Annotated in this window: 17 protein-coding genes; 13 read left to right on the forward strand and 4 right to left on the reverse strand. The window is 68.4% G+C overall.

All coding sequences use genetic code 11. The features are described 5' to 3' along the window. The first annotated feature begins 39 nt into the window (after positions 1-39). The gene (locus HNP52_RS11755) at positions 40-942 is read left to right on the forward strand and encodes a LysR family transcriptional regulator (protein WP_184167107.1); all 903 of its coding nucleotides are present in this window, start codon (positions 40-42) and stop codon (positions 940-942) included. A 105-nt stretch (positions 943-1,047) separates the two neighbouring features. Here HNP52_RS11755 and HNP52_RS11760 read toward each other — a convergent pair whose 3' ends face one another. Beyond that, the gene (locus HNP52_RS11760) at positions 1,048-3,465 is read right to left on the reverse strand and encodes a membrane-bound PQQ-dependent dehydrogenase, glucose/quinate/shikimate family (RefSeq protein ID WP_311768476.1); all 2,418 of its coding nucleotides are present in this window, start codon (positions 3,463-3,465) and stop codon (positions 1,048-1,050) included. A gap of 180 nt (positions 3,466-3,645) precedes the next feature. Here HNP52_RS11760 and HNP52_RS11765 point away from each other — a divergent pair, with 180 nt between their 5' ends. Next, positions 3,646-5,040 carry a M17 family metallopeptidase gene (locus HNP52_RS11765; protein ID WP_184167113.1) on the forward strand — a complete coding sequence of 465 codons (1,395 nt, stop codon included), beginning with the start codon at positions 3,646-3,648 and terminating at the stop codon, positions 5,038-5,040. Between the two features lie 69 nt (positions 5,041-5,109). On the opposite strand, the gene HNP52_RS11770 is transcribed toward HNP52_RS11765, so the two are convergent. Next, complete coding sequence (locus HNP52_RS11770; protein WP_260396059.1) at positions 5,110-6,987, reverse strand: bifunctional diguanylate cyclase/phosphodiesterase; 1,878 nt, start codon at positions 6,985-6,987, stop codon at positions 5,110-5,112. A 191-nt stretch (positions 6,988-7,178) separates the two neighbouring features. Between HNP52_RS11770 and HNP52_RS11775 the strand changes: the two genes are divergently transcribed. Continuing rightward, positions 7,179-8,552 carry an MFS transporter gene (locus tag HNP52_RS11775; RefSeq protein ID WP_184167120.1) on the forward strand — a complete coding sequence of 458 codons (1,374 nt, stop codon included), beginning with the start codon at positions 7,179-7,181 and terminating at the stop codon, positions 8,550-8,552. On the opposite strand, the gene tpiA is transcribed toward HNP52_RS11775, so the two are convergent. Then, on the reverse strand, positions 8,524-9,276 hold the full coding sequence (gene tpiA / locus HNP52_RS11780; protein WP_184167123.1) for a triose-phosphate isomerase: 753 nt from the start codon (positions 9,274-9,276) through the stop codon (positions 8,524-8,526). The two genes, HNP52_RS11775 and tpiA, sit on opposite strands and share 29 nt — an antisense overlap. Positions 9,277-9,396: 120 nt before the next feature. Between tpiA and HNP52_RS11785 the strand changes: the two genes are divergently transcribed. Together HNP52_RS11785 and trpE are read left to right on the forward strand one after the other, a co-directional pair. After that, on the forward strand, positions 9,397-11,328 hold the full coding sequence (locus HNP52_RS11785; protein WP_184167126.1) for a peptidylprolyl isomerase: 1,932 nt from the start codon (positions 9,397-9,399) through the stop codon (positions 11,326-11,328). A 16-nt stretch (positions 11,329-11,344) separates the two neighbouring features. Beyond that, positions 11,345-12,829, forward strand: a complete 1,485-nt coding sequence (gene trpE / locus HNP52_RS11790; RefSeq protein ID WP_184168311.1) for an anthranilate synthase component I — start codon at positions 11,345-11,347, stop codon at positions 12,827-12,829. Positions 12,830-12,873: 44 nt separating this feature from the next. Here trpE and HNP52_RS11795 read toward each other — a convergent pair whose 3' ends face one another. Continuing rightward, positions 12,874-13,290 carry a hypothetical protein gene (locus tag HNP52_RS11795; protein ID WP_184167129.1) on the reverse strand — a complete coding sequence of 139 codons (417 nt, stop codon included), beginning with the start codon at positions 13,288-13,290 and terminating at the stop codon, positions 12,874-12,876. 114 nt (positions 13,291-13,404) lie between these two features. On the opposite strand from HNP52_RS11795, the gene HNP52_RS11800 reads away from it, so the two are divergent. From HNP52_RS11800 to HNP52_RS11835, 8 genes are all read left to right on the forward strand, one after another. Continuing rightward, positions 13,405-14,154, forward strand: coding sequence for a phosphodiester glycosidase family protein (locus HNP52_RS11800; protein ID WP_184167132.1), 750 nt, complete (start codon positions 13,405-13,407; stop codon positions 14,152-14,154). A gap of 10 nt (positions 14,155-14,164) precedes the next feature. After that, complete coding sequence (locus tag HNP52_RS11805) at positions 14,165-14,749, forward strand: aminodeoxychorismate/anthranilate synthase component II (RefSeq protein WP_184167134.1); 585 nt, start codon at positions 14,165-14,167, stop codon at positions 14,747-14,749. A gap of 108 nt (positions 14,750-14,857) precedes the next feature. After that, a complete protein-coding gene (locus HNP52_RS11810; protein ID WP_260396060.1) occupies positions 14,858-15,214 on the forward strand; it encodes a hypothetical protein in 357 nt (118 codons plus the stop codon). 102 nt (positions 15,215-15,316) lie between these two features. Then, on the forward strand, positions 15,317-16,852 hold the full coding sequence (locus tag HNP52_RS11815; protein WP_184167136.1) for a sodium:proton antiporter: 1,536 nt from the start codon (positions 15,317-15,319) through the stop codon (positions 16,850-16,852). Between the two features lie 163 nt (positions 16,853-17,015). Next, positions 17,016-18,008 (forward strand): anthranilate phosphoribosyltransferase, encoded by a 993-nt coding sequence (gene trpD, locus HNP52_RS11820; RefSeq protein WP_184167140.1) that lies wholly within the window; start codon positions 17,016-17,018, stop codon positions 18,006-18,008. Beyond that, positions 18,008-18,796 (forward strand): indole-3-glycerol phosphate synthase TrpC, encoded by a 789-nt coding sequence (trpC, locus tag HNP52_RS11825; protein WP_184167142.1) that lies wholly within the window; start codon positions 18,008-18,010, stop codon positions 18,794-18,796. Before trpD ends, trpC begins: the two co-directional genes overlap by 1 nt. Beyond that, a complete protein-coding gene (gene moaC / locus HNP52_RS11830; protein ID WP_184167144.1) occupies positions 18,793-19,260 on the forward strand; it encodes a cyclic pyranopterin monophosphate synthase MoaC in 468 nt (155 codons plus the stop codon). Before trpC ends, moaC begins: the two co-directional genes overlap by 4 nt. 235 nt (positions 19,261-19,495) lie before the next feature. Further along, positions 19,496-20,149, forward strand: coding sequence for a glutathione S-transferase family protein (locus HNP52_RS11835; RefSeq protein WP_184167146.1), 654 nt, complete (start codon positions 19,496-19,498; stop codon positions 20,147-20,149). The last annotated feature ends 44 nt before the right edge of the window (positions 20,150-20,193 follow it).

Consider the following 20,193-nt stretch of genomic DNA (forward strand, 5'->3'; position numbering starts at 1 on the left):
TCAGGCACAATCCGCACGGGCTGTGCGGAATTTCGAACAATGGATCTCGACCTCGGCGAATTGAACGCCTTTCTCTCCGTCGCCCGGGCCGGCGGCTTCCGCGATGCCGCCCGCGCCACCGGCGCCAGCGCCTCGGGACTCAGCGAGGCAGTGCGGCGGCTCGAGGCGCGGCTGGGCGTGCGCCTGCTCAACCGCACCACCCGCAGCGTCGCGCCGACCGAGGCGGGCGCGCGGCTGATCGAGAGGCTGGCCCCGGCGCTCGGCGAAGTCGAGGCAGCGCTCGACGTGGTCAACATCTTCCGCGATCGGCCCGCCGGCACGCTGAAGCTCAACGTGCCGATCGGCGCCGCCCGGATCGTGCTGCCGGCGATCCTGCCCGGCTTCCTCGCCGCCTATCCCGACATCCAGGTCGAGATCGTCGCGCAGGACAATTTCGTCGATCTGCTCGCGGCGGGCTGCGACGCCGGCATCCGCTATGACGAGCGGCTGGAGCAGGACATGATCGCGGTGCCGATCGGCCCGCGCGTCCAGCGCTTCGCGGCGGCCGCCTCCCCCGCCTATCTCGCCGCGCACGGCACGCCCGTGCATCCGCGTGACCTGCTGGAGCACCGCTGCCTGCGCGGCCGCTTCGAGAGCGGGCGACTCATCCCCTGGGAGTTCGAGCGCGACGGCGAGATCCTGGTGGTCGAACCGCCGCCCGCGCTGATCGTCACCGTCGGCAGCGCGATCGACCTGCTGCTCGACGTGGCTGCGTCAGATGGTGGGATCGTCTGCCTGTTCGAGGACTGGCTCAAGCCAAGCTTCGCCAGCGGCGCGCTGGTCCCGGTGCTGGAAGACTGGTGGGAAAGCTTCCCCGGGCCGTTCCTCTATTATCCCGGACGGCGACTGGTGCCTGCGCCGCTGCGGGCGTTCATCGATTATGTGAGGGGGCTTCCTTCCTGACCCAAGCTATTCCCCGGCGAAAGCCGGGGCCCAGGGTCACAGGCGAGACGGCAGAGAAACCCTGGGCCCCGGCTTTCGCCGGGGAGCAGGTTCTCCTTTCAAACTTCAAGGCAACGCGTAGGCCACCACTTCATCCCCCACCGGCGTCTCCATGAAGTGATGCCCGCCGGCATAGATCACCAGATACTGTTTCCCGTTCGCCTCATAGGTGATCGGGGTCGCCTGGCCGCCGGCGGGAAGCACCGCCTTCCAGAGCGTCTTGCCGGTCTTGAGGTCGATCGCGCGGATCAGATTGTCCGTCGCCGCCGCCACGAAGATCAGCCCGCCCGCGGTGACCACCGAACCGCCATTGTTCGGCGTGCCGATGGTGATCGGCAGATGCGAGGGGATGCCGAACGGCCCGTTGGTCCGCGCCTCGCCGAGGGGGCGGTCCCAGATCGTCTTGCCCGTCGCCATGTCGATCGCGCGGATCCCGCCATAGGGCGGCTGCTTGCAGAGCATGCCGGTGCCTTCGGACTTGGGTCCGTCGAACGGCCAGAACTTGTTGCGCCAGCCGGCATTGACGTCGATCGCATAGGGCGTGTGCGCCTGCGGATCGCCCGCGCCTTCATTGCCGCCGATCTGGCCGCGCGCCTGGTCACGCGGCGCCCAGCCCTTCTTGTCCGCCTCGGCACGCGGCACGAGCCGCACATAGTTGGGCATGTCGTTGTAGTTGGCGACGATCACCCCGCGCTGCGGATCGACCGCGACGCCCCCCCAGTCGGTACCGCCATTGTAGCCGGGATATTCGATCGAGCGGCGATCGCTTTCGGGCGGGGTGAAGAAGCCCTTGTAGCTCGCCCGGCGGAACTGGATGCGGCAGATCAGCTGGTCGATCGGCGACATGCCCCACATGTCGCGCTCGGTCAGGTCAGGCTTGCGCAGCGTATGCCAGAGCGAGACGCGCTGGGTGGCGGCGCGCTGCTGCGGCTCGACGCCGCCGCCCGGCACCTTCATCTCGCCCACCGGCGTAAGCGGCTGGCCGGTACGGCGGTCGAGGATGTAGATGTCACCCTGCTTGGACGGCAGCACCAGCGCTGGCGCGCCCTTGTAATCGACCAAGGTCGCCTGCGCGCCGAAATCATAGTCCCACACATCGTTGCGCACCGCCTGGAAGCGCCATTTCGGCTTGCCGGTGGTCACGTCGAGCGCGACCAGCGAGGTCGCGTAGAAATTCTCCTCGGGCCGGCGCAGCGACGAGTAATAATCGGCCGCGGCATTGCCCATCGGCAGATAGACCAGCCCAAGCTGCTCGTCGCCGCTCGCCAGCGTCCACATGTTCGGCGTGCCGCGCGCCCATTCCTGGCCCGCCGGCGCCGCGCCGTTCCAGTTCGGGTGCATCATGTCCCACGCCCAGCGCAGCTTGCCGGTGACCGCGTCGAAGCCCTGGATCACGCCCGAAGGCGCCCAGCGATCCTGCCCGTCGAGCACCTGGTGTCCGGTGACCAGCACCCCGCGAACCAGCGTGGGCGGCGAGTTGATCGAGACGAAGCCGTCGGGAACCTTGCCCATGCCCTGCTTGGCATCGATCTGGCCATTGGTGCCGAAATCGGCGCAGGGCCGGCCGTTCCTGGCATCGACCGCGACCAGCCGGGCATCGAGCGTGCCCTCGATGATCCGGGTGGCGCAGGCCTGGTCGGCCGGCGCGTTCGGCACGGCATAATAGACCACGCCGCGGCAGGCCGCGGTGTAGGGTATCGCCGAGTCAGGTACCTTGGGATCGTAGCGCCATTTCTCCATGCCCGTGGCCGCGTCGAGCGCCAGCAGGATGTTCTTCGGCGTGCAGATATAGAGGCTGTCGCCCACCTTGAGCGGGGTGTTCTCCGCGCCATAGGTCTTCAGGATCATCTTGGACTTGGGCAGGTCACCCGTATGCGTCAGCCACACCTGCCTGAGCTTCGAGACATTGGCCGGGGTGATCTGGACGAGCGGCGAGTAGCGGCGCGCGCTGGCGGTGCCGCCATAGACGGGCCAGTCGGCGCCGGTCTGCTGGCCCGAGGGATCGAGCATTCCCGCGGTGCCCGGCGCGGGCAGCGCGGCGAGCACCGGGTTGGGCTGGCCGGCGATCGCCACCCAGAAGTTGATGCCGGTCAGCACCAGCGCGACGACCACCCCGCCCAGCGCCAGCCGCCAGCGGCCGGCCGAGCGGGTCAGCGTCGGCAGGATCAGGATCACGGGAATGGCGAGCACCACCGGCGCGATGACGCGCGGCACCTGCGCCCAGGGATTGGCGCCGACTTCCCACCACGCCCACAGGATCGTCGCGACAACGAGCGCGAGATAGATCCAGCCGCCACTCATCCGCCCGCGGATCAGCAACACGCCCGACCAGGTCATCAGAGCGCCGGCGATCAAGTAGTAGAGGGAGCCGCCCAGCGTCATCAGGTACGCGCCGCCGGCAGCGATCGGCAGGCCGATCAGGACGAGCAGCGCACCGACGATGATGGCGGCGATGCTCCAGCGCGGTCGGGGCGCCTCCTCCACCGGCTCGAGATAGGGGATGCGTTCCCCTTCATAGCGGGTGTCGGTCATCGGTCTCTCCCGGGAGGTGCTTGCGGACCTTCGGGAAACCGGTTGCGAAACGAGACGGTTCCTTCATGAACGAAAATTCATGTGCCGCGAAGGGGCTAGCCCTCGCCGCCCCCATTACCTAGATCAATGCACATGCCTGATCCCAACACGCTCGTTCAGCCCGACAAGGGCCAGTCCGCCCGCACCATCCATGTGATCGACGCCAAGGGTTTCGATGCCTGGCTCAACGCCCAGCCGCCGCGCCACCGCACTGCGGCCGCCGCGCAGAAGCTGGCGCCCAGCGCCTATTCGAGCGCGATCCTGCCGGGCGACGGGCCCGAGGACTGGTCGGTGGTGACGGTCGTCGCAAATGCCGAGAAGCTGTCGCCCTGGTGCCTCGCCAAGCTCGCCGAGACGCTGCCCGAGGGCGCGTACCGCGTCGAGGGCGTCGAGCCCGGCAAGGCGATCCATGGCTGGCTCGTCGCCCAGTACAAGTTCGACACCTACAAGAAGGACGAGAAGGCGCCGACCGGCGCACGCGTACTGCTCACCACCGACGTCGCGCGGATCGAGGAAGCAGTCCGCATCGCCAATGCCACCTACAAGCTGCGCGACCGGATCAACACCGGCGCCAACGACATGGGTCCGGCCGATCTCGAGGCTGCGGCCGCCGATCTGGTCAAGGCCTATGGCGGCCAGCTCTCGGTCGTGAAGGGCGACGAGGTCGAAAAGGGCTATGGCCTGCTCTGGGCAGTCGGCAAGGCCGCCGGCAAGGGCCGCGAGCCGCGCCTGATCGAGATCGAATGGGGCAATCCCGAGCATCCCCGCGTCGCCATCATCGGCAAGGGCGTCTGCTTCGATTCGGGCGGTCTCGACATCAAGCCGGCCTCGGGCATGCGCCTGATGAAGAAGGACATGGGCGGCGCCGCGCACGCGCTGGCCACGGCCGAGCTGATCATGTCGTCGCGCCTGCCGGTACGGCTGCACATGCTCGTCCCCGCGGTCGAGAACTCGATCAACGGCGAAGCCACCCGCCCGGGCGACATCATGCGCTCGCGCAAGGGCATCACGGTCGAGAACAGCAACACCGACGCCGAGGGTCGCCTGATCCTGGCGGACGCGCTGACCAAGGCCGAGGAAAAGACCCCCGAGCTGGTGATCGACTATGCCACGCTCACCGGCGCCGCCCGTGTCGCGCTGGGCGCCGACCTCCAGGCGCTGTTCGCCAATGACGACACGCTGGCGAGCGAGCTGATGGCCGCGGCCGAGACCGAGGCGGATCCGATGTGGCGCCTGCCGCTCTACGATCCGTACAAGGAGATGCTGAAGTCCGACGTAGCCGACATGGTCAACGCGGCCGAGGCCCCGTTCGGCGGCGCGCTGACCGCGGCTTTGTTCCTCAAGGAGTTCGTGCCCGAGAAGGCGCAGTGGGCGCATCTCGACATCTTCTGCTGGAACGGCAGCCACAAGCCGGGTCGCCCCAAGGGCGCCGAGGCGGTGAGCCTTCGCGCCGTGTGGAAGGTGCTGAAGGACCGCTACGCGAAGTAAGGCCCGCTTCGGGCCCGCAACGGTTTGAGGAAAGGTCGGGCGCAAGGCCCGGCCTTTTCCTTTTGGGCCTCAGGCCGCGACTCCGCCGCCGACCGCCGCGATTCCTTCCACCGGCATCGGATGGCCGAAATGGAATCCCTGGCCCATCGCGCAGCCGAGCCGGGCCAGCGCCTCGGCCGTCGCCGCATTCTCGATGCCCTCCGCCACCACCGGCAGCTCGAGCGTGTTGGCTAGGGTGACGATCGCCAGCACCAGCCGCATCGCCTGCGGATCGCGGCCCATTGCCGCGACGAAGGACCGGTCGATCTTGAGCCGGTCGAACGGCAGCATCTGGAGGTGCTGGAGCGAGGAATAGCCGGTGCCGAAATCGTCGAGCGCCAGCTGGATGCCCTGGTTGCGCAGCGAGGCGATCGCTTCCTGCGCGCTCCCGGCATCGACGATCAGCGCATTCTCGGTGATCTCCACCGTCAGCCGCCGCGCCGGGAAGCGCTCGCGGATCAGCACGCCGAGCAGCTTCTGGCTGAACCACGGATCCTTGAGCTGGGTCGGCGAGACGTTGATCGAGATCGGCACCTGCCAGTCACGCGTCTCGCGGCAGGCGCGACGGAGCAGGCGCAGCATCAGCGTGTCGATCAACCCGCATTCCTCGGCGATCGGGATGAACTGCTCGGGGCCGATCTCCTCGCCCTCTCCCCGCCGCCAGCGCGCGAGCAGCTCATAGCCGACCACTTCATGGCTCTTGAGGCAGACGATCGCCTGGTAATAGGGCACGAAGGCATCGGTCTTCATTGCCTCGCGCATCTCGCGCTCGATCTCGGCGCGGCGGCGGATCTCGGCGTCGAGCATCGGCTCGAATGCGCAATGCTGGTTCCGCCCGCTATGCTTGGCCTTGTAGAGCGCGATGTCCGCCTTGCGCATCAGCGTGTCGAGGTCGAGCGCATCCTGCGGATAGAGCGAGATGCCCACGCTGGCGCCGATATGATGGACCAGCTCCGATCCGGTGAAGGGCTTCATCACCGCGTTGACGATGGCATGGGCGATGCGTCGCGCGCCTTCGCCGTCCCCGTCAAGGATCACGGCGAACTCGTCGCCCCCGAGGCGATAGCTAATGCCCTCCTCGCCCACCACGGCGCTGACGCGGGCAGCGACGTCGCGCAGCAGCTGGTCGCCGGCGGGATGGCCGTGCACGTCGTTGATCGACTTGAAACGGTCGAGATCGATGATCAGCAGCCCCAGCGATGCGCCGCTGCCGTCGGGCGCCATCCGTCGCTCGAGCGCCTCGGCGAGCGCGCGGCGATTGGGCAGGCCGGTCAGCGGGTCGTGATAGGCAAGCTGGTGCGCACGCTGCTCGGCGCCCTGGGCGCGGGCCTGTTCGGCGGCCATGTGCGAGCGCGAGGCGAGCATCTCGACGAAGCCCGCATGGCTGGTGCGCATCATCCGTACCGCCACGAAGCCCGCCACCAGGATGTTGAAGCCCAGCCCGCGCAGCGACCAGTCAGGCGAGAGGATCAGGCAGACCGTCACCGGCGCGGCGCCGCACAGCAGCACCGCCTGGCCAGCGCGCGGCACCGATTGCAGGCAGTAGCAGCAGCTGATCGCACCGATGAAGATGTAGAGCGCGATGCACGCGCGGCGCATCAGGTCGCCCTCCGCATAGAGCAGCAGCCCCCAGCCGCCAAAGGCGAAGCTCAGCGTCGCCGCGACAAGGATCGTGCCGCGCAGATAGTTGGGGATCAGCTCCGGCCGCGGAACATCGCCCCGGCGCTTGAGCCAGAACGCGGCGCGGACCGCCGAGAGCATGGCCAGCAGCGCCGGCATGCCCAGGCTCCACCAGGGGCTCACCGTGTCATAGGCCGTGAAGGCGAGAAACGCGGAGTCCGCGAACATCATCAGGTACATCAGCGGCACCTGCCGCCGCAGCGCACGGAACTGCTCGACCAGAATCATCTGATTCCGATCGGCATCGACAGGCCAGGCGGGAAGCGAGAGCCTCGGCATATCCATATATAGCAAGCCGATGCCTGCGAACGGCGGAAGATTTGCGTAATTTCAGTATATTACCTTAGCCCCCGGGATGGGTGCATCCTCTCCGTTCGCCCACCCTCCCGGACCGCGGCCGGCTCTGCTAGAGCGGTGTCATGCAGGCCCGGCACCCGAACCTGACCCTCACCGCCTGCATCCTGGCGTCGAGCCTCGCATTCATCGACGGATCGGTGACCAATGTCGCGCTGCCGGCGATCGGCGCCGACCTGCACGCCACCCCGGCCGAGCTGCAATGGACGATCAACGCGTACATGCTGCCGCTCTCGGCGTTGCTGCTGATCGGCGGCGCGGCCGGCGATCATTTCGGACGGCGCAAGCTGCTGGTGCTCGGCATCGCGCTGTTCACCATCGCCTCGGTCGCCTGCGCCGTCGCCGCCGACCTGACGCTGCTGCTCGCCGCCCGCGCGCTGCAGGGGATCGGCGCCGCGATCCTGCTGCCCAACAGCCTCGCGACGCTGGGCCATGCCTTTACCGGCGAGGCGCGCGGCAAGGCGATCGGCACCTGGGCGGGCGTCGGCGCGATCGCGGGCGCGGTGGGTCCGCCGCTCGGCGGCTGGCTGGTCGATATGATCGGCTGGCGCGCGATCTTCTACGTCAACGTGCCGGTGGCCCTCGCGGCGATCGCCATCGCGCTCTTCTATGTCGAGGAAAGCTCGGAAGGCGACTTGCCGCTCGACCTGCCCGGCGCCCTCACCGCCACCCTGGCGCTCGGCGCGCTGACCTGGGCGCTGACCCTCTGGTCGAGCCACCACGCGATCGACGCCACCGTCGCGATCGGCCTCGCCGCGGGCCTGGCAGCGATCGGCCTGTTCCTCTGGATCGAGCACCACCGCGGAAGCCGCGCGATGATGCCCGTCGCGATGTTCGGCTCGCGCGCCTTTGCCGGGCTCACCCTGCTCACCTTCCTGCTCTACGGCGCGCTCGGCGGCGTGCTGCTGCTCCTGCCCTATGTGCTGATCGAGGCGGGCGGCTATTCGGCGCTGCACGCCGGCTTCGCGCTGCTGCCGATGCCGCTCGGCATGGGGATCGCCAGCCGCATCATGGGCCGGATCACCGCCCGGGTAGGTCCGCGCTGGCCGCTCACGATCGGGCCGATGATCGTCGCGATCGGCTTCGCGCTGCTCCTGCTGGTCGACGAGGACGCGCCCTATTGGACCTCGGTCTTCCCCGGCGCGCTCGCCATCGCGATCGGCATGGCCAGCGTCGCCGCGCCGCTGACCACCGCGGTGCTCGCCTCGGTCGACGACACGCACACCGGCACCGCCTCGGGCTTCAACAGCGCGATCGCCCGCACCGGCGGCCTGATCGCCACCGCCATCGCCGGCGCGGTGATCGCATCGGCCGGTGCGGGACTGGTCAGCGCCTTCCACATGGGCGCGCTGGTCGGAGCGGCGGCCGCCGCGCTCTCTGGCGTGACGGCCTTTTTCACTCTTGGGGAAGTCAAGAAACCGAAGCCGCAGCCTCGATGATCGGCACGAACTTCTCGGCGGTAAGGCTCGCCCCGCCGACCAGCGCGCCGTCGACATTGTCGAGTGCCAGGATCTGCGCGGCATTGGCCCCGGTCACCGACCCGCCATAGAGGATCTGGATGCCGTCGGCCTTGTCGTCGCCGATCATCATGCGCAGCTTGGCGCGGATGATCGCGTGCATCGAAGCGATCTCGTCCGCCGTCGGCGTCTTGCCGGTGCCGATCGCCCAGCGCGGTTCATAGGCGATGGTCAGCCAGCTCGGATCGGCATCGTCGGGCAGCGACTTCTCGATCTGCGACTGGACGATTCGCTCGGCGCGGCCGGCCGCGCGCTCGGCCTCGAGCTCGCCGCAGCACAGGATCACCTTGAGCCCGTGCCGGTGCGCGGCGGCAGCCTTCATATAGGCGTCGTGGCTGGTCTCATGCTGGTCGCCGCGCCGCTCGCTATGGCCGACGATGGTCAGGGTCGCCCCTTCCTCCACCAGCATCGGTGCCGAGATACAGCCGGTATGCGCGCCCTTGTCGGCCTCGTGCAGGTCCTGCGCGCCGATCGGCAGGCTGCCCGCCACCTGGGCGGCGGGATGGATCAGCGTAAAGGGCAGGCAGAGCGCGGCATCGACCGACGGATTCGCCGCAGCAGCAGAAGCAATCGCCTCGACCTCCGGCAGCTGCGCCCGCAGCCCGTGCATTTTCCAGTTCCCCGCCACCAGCTTGCGCCGCATCACCCCAACCTCCAATTTTGTTTATTTCGTTCGCGGATAGCAGGCGGCGGCGTTCGCACAAGCTTGTCGGCTGCGCCGGGCCGCCCTAAAGCACCCGCAAACCATTCCAACGATCGGCACTTCATGCTCAGCTTCTTCCGCAATTTCACCAAGTCGCGCTACGGCCTGATTGCGGTGTTCCTGTTCCTCGGCCTGATCGCCATCGCCTTCGCGGCCGGCGACATCACCGGCATCCGCAACGGTGGTGGCGCGACGAGCAGCACGCTGGCCACGGTGGGCGGCGAGAAGATCTCCGACACCGAAGTGAAGGACCGGATCGAGCGCTTCATCCGCAACCTGCAGCAGCAGGGCCAGACGGTGACGATGGAGCAGTTCCTCGCCCAAGGCGGCCTCGACATCGCGATCGACGAGATGATCAACCAGGCCGCGCTGGTCGAATTCGGCCGCAAGTCGGGCATGTCGGTGTCGAAGAAGCTGATCGACACCGAGATCGCCAGCAACCCGGCGTTCGCCGGCATCGACGGTAAGTTCAGCCAGCAGACCTTCGAGAAGCTGCTCGCCGACAATCGCCTGGCCCCGGCGCTGTTCCGCGACAGCATGATCCGCGAGCGCTACGGCAACTGGCTGGTCAACCGCGCCACCATCGGCACCGACGTGCCGAACGGTGTCGTCGCGCCCTATGCCTCGCTGCTGCTCGAGCGCCGCACCGGCGTGGTCGGCATGATCAACACCGCGCAGATGGATCCGGGCGCCGATCCGGACGACAAGGCGCTGAACGCCTATTATGTCAGCCACCGCGCCCGCTATCTCGTGCCGCAGCGCCGCGTCGTGCGCTACGCCGTGGTGATGCCGGACCAGATCCGCGCCCAGCAGACCGCGACCGAAGCCGAGATCGCCGATGCCTACAAGAAGGCCGGCGCCCGCTATGCCGCCGCCGAGAAGCGCGGCGTGCGCCAGCTCGTCGTGCTCGACAAGGCGACTGCCGACAAGGTCGCCGCCGAAGTGAAGGGCGGCAAGCCGCTGGCCGACGCCGCCAAGGCCGCCGGCCTCGACGCGACCAATTTCGAAGGCATCGAGAAGCCCGAGCTCGCGCGCCAGACCACTGCCGAAATCGCCAACACGGCCTTTGCCGCTGCGCAGGGCGCGCTGGTCGGCCCGGTCAAGTCGCAGCTCGGCTGGCATATCCTGGTCGTCGAGAAGATCGAGAAGATCGCCGCCAAGTCGCTCGCCCAGGCGCATGACGAACTCGCCTCGGAAGTCACCCAGCGCAAGACCGCCCAGGCGCTGGCCGATCTCCGCCAGAAGATCGAGGACGGCGTCGGCGACGGCAAGAACTTCGCCGAGCTGCTCGGCGATGCCAAGCTGACCGCGCAGGTCACTCCGGCGCTCGCCGCCGGCGGCACCGATCCGGAGAATGAAGCCTACAAGCCCGATCCCGCGATGGTGGCGATCATGCGCAGCGGCTTCACCTTCGAGAACCCGGACGACGACATCCAGATCGCCCAGGTCTCGCCGGAAGGCGGCTTCGCGATCGTCAAGCTCGACCGGATCGTGGCGGCCGCGCCGCGCCCGCTCGCCAGCATCCGCGACAAGGTGAAGACCGACTATCTGGTCGACAAGGCGCTGGAGAAGGCCAAGGTCGCCGCCAATGCCGTGGTCGCCGCGCTCAACAAGGGCGTGCCGATGGACAAGGCCCTGGCCGATGCCGGTGCCAAGGGTCCGCCGCCCAAGCCGTTCGACTTCCAGCGCAAGGACATCGCGGACAAGGAACAGTTCATCAAGATGGCCTTCAGCATGCAGCCGAAAAAGGCCCGCCTGCTCGAAGCGCCCGATCGCAAGGGCTTCTACGTCGTGCTCCTCGACAAGGTGGAGCCGCATGATGCCTCGGGCGATCCGATGGCGATGGCGAACATGCGCAGCGGTCTGCAGCAGCAGATCCCGGCGGAATATGCCCGCGAGTTCATCCGCGCGATCCGCAATGACCTGAAGATCACCCGCAACGAAGCGGCGATCGCCCGCCTCCGCGCGGACCTGACCCGCCAGGGCGTCCGTTAAGGGCGTGCCGCAGGGCATCGAGGGGATCGAAGCCGCCCGCGCGGCGCTGGCCGCCGGGCGGCCGGCGCTGCTCTGGCGGCGCCAGATCGCGGATACCGAAACGCCGGTCGCCGCCGCGCTCAAGCTGATCGAGCCGGGCCGCGGCGATTTCCTGCTGGAATCGGTCGAGGGTGGCTCGGTCCGCGGGCGGCACAGCCTGATCGGGCTCGCCCCCGACCTGGTCTTCCGCGCCACCGGCAACGAAGCCGCGATCAATCCGGAATGGCTGACCAACCGGGACGCCTTCAAGCCCTGCGCCGAGCCCGCGCTCGACGCGCTGCGCGCGCTCGCCGCGCGCTGCCGCACCGAGGTGCCGCCCGAGCTGCCCAAGGCGCTCGCCTGCCTGGTCGGCTATTTCAGCTATGAGACGGTCGGGCTGGTCGAGAAGCTGCCCCGCCCGCCCGAGAACCCGATCGGCGTGCCGGACATGATGTTCGTCCGCCCCACGGTGGTGCTGGTGTTCGACCGGCTCGCCGATGCGTTGTTCCTCGTCGCGCCGGTCTGGCCCGACGGCGATGTCGACCTGTCCGCCGAGCGGATCGAGACCGTCGCCGCGCAGCTCGCCAGCGCGCCCCTGCCCGCCCCGGTCCGCGCCGAGCCGGAGGAAGTCCAGCTCACGCCGGTGCTGCGCCCGGGCCGCTATGGCGAGATGGTCGCCGCCGCCAAGGAATACATCTCGGCCGGCGATATCTTCCAGGTAGTGCTCGCCCAGCGCTTCACCACCCCGTTCGCGCTGCCGCCCTTCGAGCTGTATCGCGCACTGCGTCGGATCAACCCCTCGCCCTTCCTCTACCATCTCGACCTGCCGGGCTTCGCGCTGACCGGTTCGAGCCCGGAGATCCTGGTGCGGGTGCGCGATAACGAAGTCACGATCCGCCCGATCGCCGGCACCCGTCCGCGCGGCAAGACCGCCGCCGAGGACGAGGAGAACCGCGCCAGCCTGCTCGCCGATCCCAAGGAGTGCGCCGAGCACCTCATGCTGCTCGATCTCGGCCGCAACGATGTCGGCCGGGTGGCGGACGCGGGCACCGTCAAGGTGACCGACAGCTACACGGTCGAGTTCTACAGCCACGTCATGCACATCGTCTCGAACGTGGTCGGCAGGCTGGCACCGGGCAAGGACGCGCTCGACGCGCTGTTCGCCGGCTTCCCGGCGGGCACGGTCAGCGGCGCGCCCAAGGTCCGCGCCTGCGAGATCATCGCCGAACTCGAGCCCGAGACGCGTGGACCCTATGCCGGCGGCGTCGGCTATTTCTCGCCGGACGGATCGATGGACAGTTGCATCGTATTGCGCACGGCGCTGGTGAAGGACGGCATGATGCACGTCCAGGCGGGCGCCGGCATCGTCGCCGATTCGGACCCGGCCTATGAGCAGCGCGAATGCGAGGCCAAGGCCGGCGCGCTGTTCGCTGCGGCACGCGAAGCGGTGAAGCAGGCCGGCGAAGCGGGCTTCGGGCAGTAACTTCTAAAATCCTCCCCCAGCTTGCTGGGGGAGGAATTAGCGCCTCAAGGAATCGCGGCGTTCTTGGCCTTCTGCTCCAGCCGCTCCTGATACCACTGCCGGATCGCGGCGCGGGTGCAGCCGGTCTGGCCGCCGGTGCCCACCGGCGAGCAGCTGTTCGGCAGCCCGGCGCGGTTGACGTCCTCGACCATCTCGACCCGGTTGGTCCAGGCCTGCGACGCCGCGTCGTTCTTCGGCTGGTTCCGGAATTCCTTGGGGATGCGATAGGGCGATTCGCCGCCATTGGCGCAGACCACGATCTCGTCCTCGCTCTGCGGCTTGGGGCACTGTTCCTGCCCATAGAGCAGCACGCTGCGAACCCGCTTGGGCGGGCCCTGATTGTCCTGCGACGACTGCTTGGCATCCTGCGCGATGGCAGGCGTCGCGAGCAGCGCGGCGGCGGCGAGCAAACGAACGATCATGAACACTCCTTCTGGCGTAACAACGCCCCTCGCCGCTGGACGTGCCGCCGCACTGTGGCAAGCCCAAGGCAGCGCGTGGCTTGCCTGAACGCGATTTCATCCTAAGTGGCACGCATGATCCGGCCGATCGCCGTTGCCGGCGCCTTCCTGACGCTGACTGCCTGCGCTTCCAGTGGACGCGTTGACGACGCCTGCCGCAAGATCAGCTTCGAGGGCACCAGCTTCACCGTCTGCCGCGCCGATCCGCAGAAGCATGACGTGCTGCTGGTCGACAAGGCCGCCGATGGCCGCCCGATGCGCGACTTCACCGGCCTCCAGCCCCGTCTCGGCGATCGCTACCCCCGCATCGCCTTTGCGATGAACGCCGGCATGTTCGACGCCGCCGGCCTGCCGATCGGCTATTATGTCGAGGACGGCGCCGAGCAGAAGCCGCTCAACCGCCGCCCCGGCCCGGGCAATTTCCACATGCAGCCCAACGGCGTGTTCTGGGGCGATGCCAAAGGCTGGCACGTCGCCACCACCGATGATTTCGCCGCGAACAAGCCCGATCACGTCCGCTTCGCCACCCAGTCGGGGCCGATGCTGCTGATCAACGGCCAGCTCCATCCGAAGCTGGCGGACAACGGCACGTCGCTGACCATCCGCAACGCCGTCGGTGTGGGGCTGAACGGCAGCGCCTGGTTCGCGATCAGCAACGAGCCGGTGTCGTTCGGCCGCTTCGCCCGGCTGTTCCGCGACAAGCTCGCCGCGCCCGACGCCCTCTATCTCGACGGCGCCGTCTCGCGGCTCTGGGATCCCGTATCGGATCGCCTCGACGGCGGCGTGCCCATCGGGCCGATTGTCGTGGCGCTCCAGAAGCAGTAGCGCAGGCATCATGATCCTCGTCATCGACAATTACGACAGCTTCACCTGGAACCTCGTCCACTATCTGATGGAGCTGGGCACCGACGTGCACGTGGTGCGCAACGACGCGCTTACCGCGCGCGACGCCGTTGCCAGCAATGCCCAGGCGTTCCTGATCTCGCCGGGGCCCTGCACCCCCAATGAAGCGGGGATCAGCCTCGACCTCGTCGCCGCCTGCGCCGATCTCCGGAAACCGCTTCTGGGCGTTTGCCTCGGCCACCAGGCGATCGGCCAGCATTTCGGCGGCTCTGTGGTCCGCGGAGGCCTGATGCACGGCAAGACCAGCCCGGTTACGCATGACGGCACCGGCCTGTTCGAATCCCTCCCCTCCCCCTTCACCGCCACCCGCTATCACTCGCTGATCGTCACCGACATTCCGGAGGAGCTGGTGGTCAACGCCACCTCGGACGACGGGCATGTCATGGGCTTCCGGCACAGGGAGCTGCCGATCCACAGCGTGCAGTTCCATCCCGAGAGCATCGCCACCGAGCATGGCCATGCGATGCTGGCCAACTTCCTCAAGCTCGCCGGGATCGAGGCGCACGCGCTGGCCTGAACCTGCAAATCTTTGCGACAATTTCGGGCGCGCGGTGACATAGCCGCGCGACGTCGCGCCGCCACTGTCTCCACCATGGCCCGATCCCGGGCCCGATGGAGAGTGCAAATGAACCACAAGCTGCAGCTGGTCGCCGCGACGCTGGCCGGCGTGCTCGTCACGGTCGCCGCGGGCGGCATCGCGATGGCAAGCATGGGCCGCGGCCCGATGGGCCCCTTCGCCCGCGCCGATGCCAATGGCGACGGCGTCGTCACCCGTGCCGAATGGGTCACGGCGGCGAACGCCCGCTTCGACACCTTCGATACCAACCATGACGGCAAGCTGGTCATCGGCGAGATCCCGCCCGCCCCGCGCGGCCATGGCCGCCATCACGGACCGCACGGGTTCGATGGTCCGGAAGACGGGCCGGACGATGCCACCCCCGCCGCCCCGCCGGCACAGGCCCAGCCGGGCAACGCGAACTGAGCCACCGGCTTCCGCCACCCCGAACCTGGTGCGGGGTGACGGAAGGCCGCTCATCCATCAGTAGGATTTGACGCGGGAGCGCAACGAGCTAGCCTCTCTTCCGTGACCTTCTTCGAGAGCCTCGTCGCGTTGCTCGCGCTGGCGGTCCTGCTGCTGCAGGTCTCGCGACGGACTCCGATTTCCTATCCGACGATGCTCGCCGCCGCCGGCGTGATCGTCGCGACCATTCCGGGCTCGCCCAATATCGCGCTCGACGGGCACACCGCGATGGCATTGTTCATCGCCCCCGTCCTGCTCGATGCCGCCTTCGACTTTCCCCTGGCGGCGATCCGCCGGCTGTGGCGCCCGCTCGTCTCGCTCGCCGTGGTCGCGGTGCTGCTTTCCACCGCCGTGGTCGCCTGGATCGGCTGGGCGTTCGCCGGACTGCCGATCGCCGCCGCGATCGCACTCGGCGCCATCGTCGCCCCGCCCGACGCCGCCGCCGCCACCACCGTCCTCCAGTCCGCCGCGCTGCCCCGGCGCACCGTCCAGGTGCTCACCGGCGAGAGCCTGCTCAACGACGCCACGGCACTCCTGCTCTTCGGCGCCGCGCTCGCGGTGCAGAGCCATGGCGGGATCGACGCCATGGTCGCCACCCGGCTGAGCCTCGCGGTGCCCGGCGGCATCGCGCTCGGCCTGTTCTGCGGCTGGGCGATGGGCAGGCTGATGCCCTTCGTCCGTGGCTCGTTCGGCGGCAATCTGTTCGAGTTCGTCAACACCTGGATCGCCTGGATCCTCGCCGAGCGGCTCGGCCTCTCCGCCGTGCTCTGCGTCGTCACCTGCGCGATGTACGTCGCCAATTCGCCCAACGTGACGATCAGCGCGCGCAACCGCGTCCAGTCCTTCGCGGTATGGGGCGTCGGCGTCTTCGTCCTCAATGTCGTCGCTTTCCTGCTGATGGGCATGCAGGCGCGCCAGATCGTCGCCGAGATGGAGCCCGATCGCCTGCGCGAGGCCGCGATCTTCGCGGGGCTGGTGGTACTCGGCGTGATCGTCACCCGCATGGCCTGGTCGCTGGCCTATAACCTTATCGTCCGCGCCTTCCCGATGATCCGCGGCAACCTGCCCCCGCCCAGCTTCGCGCAGAGCGTCGTGGTCGGCTGGTGCGGGATGCGCGGGCTGGTGACTCTCGCAACCGCCTTCGCGCTGCCGCACGATTTCCCCCAGCGCGACCTGATCGTGCTCTCTGCCTTCGCCGTGGTGCTGGCGACGCTGGTGCTGCAGGGCCTGACTCTCGCCCCGCTGATCAAGCTGCTCGGCCTGGCCGGCAAGGGCGACGGCGAGGAGCTGCTCAACAAGGCGCGCCGCAAGCTAGCCGAAGCCGCCATCGCCGCACTGGAAGTCGAGCAGGGCAAGGTCGCCGACGAGACCCGCCGCCAGTTCGAGATCGACCGCAACGGCGCCGACAATGTCTGCCCCGAGTTCGACGCGCGCCAGCGCCTCCAGCTCTGCGCCGTCGCCGCCCAGCGCGACAAGCTCGACGAGCTGCGCGACACCGATGTGATCGGCCAGGATCTCTACGAGCAGCTCCAGGAAGAGCTCGACTGGCGCGACCTGGCGATCAGCCCCGAGGGGCGGCATTTGATCGAGCAGGGGTGACCCCCTCAACATCAGCCAATCCAGTTCCCCGGCGAAGGCCGGGGCCCAGGGTTTCTCTGCCGTGTCGCTTGTGACCCTGGCCCCCGGCTTTCGCCGGGGAGCAGTTAGCTCGGTAAAGCAGGAATTTCTCGACATCCCATATTGGGGTATCAATAGAGCCCCTGTGACCAATTTCACCCTCCTCCCCGATCCCGCGTCCCCGCTCGCGCGCGAGTCCGCCGCCCAGGCCTTTGCCGACATCCTCGACGGCAAGGTGGCCGAGCCCGAGATCGAGCGTTTCCTGATCGACCTGTCGGTGCGCGGCGAGACCAGCATCGAGATCGCCGAGGCCGCCCGGGCGATGCGCGCGCGCCTGATCCCGATCTCGGCACCCGAAGGTGCGATCGACGTCTGCGGCACCGGCGGCGATGGGCATCACACGCTCAACGTATCGACCGCGGTCAGCCTGGTCGTAGCCGCAGCTGGCGTGCCGGTCGCCAAGCATGGCAACCGCGCGGCATCGTCCAAGTCGGGCGCGGCGGACACGCTCGAAGCGCTCGGCCTCGATCTCGACCGCGCCGGCGCCCGCGCCGAGGAATCGCTCAACGAGCTCGGCATCGCCTTCCTCTTCGCCCAGGCGCACCACCCCTCGCTCGCCCGGATCGGGCCGCTGCGCCGCCGGATCGGACGCCGCACCATCTTCAACCTGATGGGCCCGCTGGCGAACCCCGCCCATGTCCGCCGCCAGCTGATCGGCATCGCCCGCCCCGATTACGCGCCGATCTATGCCGAGGCACTCGAGCAGCTCGGCGTCGACAGCGCCGCGATCGTCTCGGGCGAGGAAGGGCTGGACGAACTCTCCACCGAGCATGCCAGCGTCGTGGTCAGCATCGGCAGCTCAGGCCTGCCCAAGCGCATCACCCCGGAGGATGCCGGCCTTCCCCGCCATCCGCTGGTCGCGATCCGCGGCGGCGGCCCGGAGTATAATGCCCTCGCCCTGCACCACCTACTCGAAGGCGAGCCTGGCCCCTATCGCGACGCCGTGCTGCTCAACGCCGCCGCCGCCCTTGTCATCGCCGGGGAGGCCAGCGACCTGCGCGCCGGTGCCGAGGAAGCTGCCGAGACGATCGACAAGGGCCTTGCCAAGGCGCTGCTCGCCTGCTGGATCGCCTTCTGATGTCCACGATCCTCGATACCATCATCGCCACCAAGCACGGCGAAGTCGCCACGCGGCGCAAGGCGACCTCGCTGGCCGATCTCCAGGCCCTGGCGCTCACCCGCACGCCCCCGCGCGGCTTCAAGGCCGCGCTGGACGCAAAGGCAGCCGCCGGCGGCTATGGCCTCATCGCCGAGATCAAGAAGGCCAGCCCGTCCAAGGGGCTGATCCGCGCCGATTTCGATCCCCCGGCCCATGCCCGCGCCTATCAGGCAGGCGGCGCCGCCTGCCTCTCGGTGCTGACCGACCTGGAATATTTCCAGGGGCATGAGGACTATCTGATCGCCGCCCGCGCCGCCTGTGATCTGCCGGTGATCCGCAAGGACTTCATGGTCGATCCCTGGCAGGCACTCGAATCGCGTGCGATCGGCGCCGATGCGATCCTGATCATCGTCGCCGCGCTGGAAGACGCGCAGATGGCCGAGATCGAGGATGCCGCTCTCGGCCTCGGCATGGACGTGCTGGTCGAGGTGCATGACGCCGACGAGCTCGAGCGCGCGCTGAAGCTGCGCTCGCGCCTGATCGGGGTGAACAACCGCAACCTCAAGACCTTCGAGGTCGACGTCCAGAAGACCTATGACCTGGTCGGCCAGGCGCCCAGGGACTGCACCTTCGTCGCCGAAAGCGGGCTGAACAGCCGCGCCGACCTCGACGCGATGGCCGCGCACGATATCCGCTGCTTCCTCGTCGGCGAGTCCCTGATGCGCCAGGACGATGTCGAGGCGGCAACCCGGGCGCTGGTCGGGTGAGCGACCTCACCCATCTCGACGAGACCGGCGCCGCGCGCATGGTCGATGTCGCGGGAAAGGCCGTCACCGCGCGTGAGGCGGTCGCCAGCGGCCGGATCGAGATGTCGCGCGAAGCCGCCGCCGCGATCCGCGCCGGTGCGGTGAAGAAGGGCGACGTCCTCGCCACCGCGCGCATCGCCGGGATCATGGCCGCCAAGCGCACCGCCGAGCTGATCCCGCTATGCCATCCGCTGCCGCTGACCAGGGTCGCGGTAGACCTCGCCCCCGACGAAACCGGCGTCACCGTAACGGCCACCGCCGCCACCGAGGCCCAGACCGGCGTCGAGATGGAAGCGCTCACCGCCGTCTCCACCGCGCTGCTCACTCTCTACGACATGGCCAAGGCGCTCGATAAGGGCATGACCATCGGCGAGATTCGCCTGCTCTCCAAGAAGGGCGGCAAGTCGGGCGACTGGGTGGCCTGAGGGGCTTCAAATTCCCCTCCCTGCAAGGGAGGGGTTAGGGGTGGGTTAGGAAAGGCCGGGCTCGATGCCCGGCCTTTTCTTTGTCACCACCGGCTCGCTGGGCTCGCTACGCTCGCAACCCACCCCCGGCCCCTCCCTTGCAGGGAGGGGAGAAAGAAGGGCCGCAGCGAAAATTCGCGTGACAGCACCCCCACGCCGATATACTTAGTCTAATACCTAACTATAAGAGGATGCCATGCCGCTCCAGCTCTTCGGCCACCCCTTCTCGTCCTACACCTGGAAGGCGCTGATCGCCTTCTACGAGAACGACATCCCCCTCACCTTCCGCAACCTCGAGGAGCCCGGCGCCGCGCAGGAACTCGAGGCCCGCTGGCCGCTCAAGCTCTTCCCCGTCCTCGCCGAGGGTGACCGCACCGTGGTCGAGGCGACCGCGGTGATCGAATATCTCCACGTCCACCACCCCGGCCCGGTCGCGCTGATCCCCGCCGACCCCGATCTCGCCGTCCAGGCGCGGATGCTCGACCGGATCTTCGACAACTACGTCATGGGCATGATGCAGAAGCCCGTGATCGACGCGATGCTGCCGGCGGAGCGCCGCGATCCCATCGCGCTCGACCAGGCCATGACCCGGCTCGACACGATCTATGCCTGGCTCGACGCCCATCTCGCCGGTCGGGAATGGGCCGTCGGTGACAGCTTCACCCTTGCCGACTGCGCCGCCGCGCCCTCGCTCTTCTATGCCGACTGGGTCCGCCCGATCCCCGAGGCACTGGCCAGCCTCCGCGCCTATCGCGCCCGCCTGCTCGCTCGCCCCTCGGTCGTCCGCTGCGTCGAGGATGCCCGCCCCTATCGCCACTATTTCCCGCTCGGCGCACCCGATCGCGACTGATCGTTTCGGGGGTATATTAGGGATTTCGCAACCCTGCGGCTTAA

It is taken from the genome of Sphingomonas kyeonggiensis, from assembly GCF_014204495.1.
GTDB lineage: Bacteria > Pseudomonadota > Alphaproteobacteria > Sphingomonadales > Sphingomonadaceae > Sphingomonas > Sphingomonas kyeonggiensis_A.